This window comes from Streptomyces toxytricini, assembly GCF_014649915.1.
GTDB lineage: Bacteria > Actinomycetota > Actinomycetes > Streptomycetales > Streptomycetaceae > Streptomyces > Streptomyces toxytricini.
The window spans coordinates 1-682 of sequence record NZ_BMTY01000050.1; the positions used below are offsets into that span (position 1 = coordinate 1).

The 682-nt window shown below is 71.8% G+C and carries 1 protein-coding gene and 1 pseudogene; both read left to right on the forward strand.

Annotation, left to right across the window (positions count from 1 at the left end):
* Positions 1-102: pseudogene (locus IE170_RS32270) on the forward strand (roadblock/LC7 domain-containing protein); the annotation flags it as partial.
* 152 nt (positions 103-254) lie between these two features.
* Positions 255-650, forward strand: a complete 396-nt coding sequence (locus IE170_RS32275) for a DUF742 domain-containing protein (protein WP_125541140.1) — start codon at positions 255-257, stop codon at positions 648-650.
* Positions 651-682 lie beyond the last annotated feature (32 nt).

The following is a 682-nucleotide window of genomic DNA, read 5'->3' on the forward strand; positions in this document are numbered from 1 at the left end:
ATCGGCCTCGTCGGCTACGAGATGGCCCTCCTCGTCGACCGCGCAGGCACGGTCCTCACCCCGGACCTGCGCGCCGAGCTCCAGGGAAGCCTGCTCATCTGACCCGCCCATCTCCCGGCCGGACGGTACTTCCGGCCGGGGGACCGGGGCCCCCGCCCCGGGATCCAGTACCACCGCCAGGCCGTCATACCGTCCCCCCACCGGCCGCCCCGTCAGACGGCACGCTGACCACTGCTGTCCAGCCCGGAGGATCAATGACCCCGCCCCCCGCCTACTCCGATGCGTACGACGACTCGTCGTACTCGGAGGGCGACCAGCCGCTTGTGCGCCCGTACGCGATGACGGGCGGCCGGACCCGGCCCCGCTACCAGCTCGCCATCGAGGCGCTGGTCAGCACCACGGCCGATCCGATGCACCTGTCCGGCCTGCTGCCCGAGCACCAGCGCATCTGCACGCTGTGCCGCGAGGTCAAGTCGGTCGCGGAGGTCTCCGCCCTGCTGTCGATGCCGCTCGGCGTCGCGCGCATCCTCGTGGCCGACCTGGCAGAGGCCGGCATGGTGGCCATCCACCAGCCGGGCAACGGAGAGGCCGGCGGTACGCCGGACGTGACACTGCTCGAAAGGGTGCTCAGTGGACTTCGCAAGCTCTAACGGCGGGGCGGCTCGCTCCACCACCTCCGCGA

Bases quoted from the DNA above. Each gene is read 5' to 3' on its own strand.
- IE170_RS32275 (WP_125541140.1), top strand. From the start codon at position 255: ATGACCCCGCCCCCCGCCTACTCCGATGCGTACGACGACTCGTCGTAC.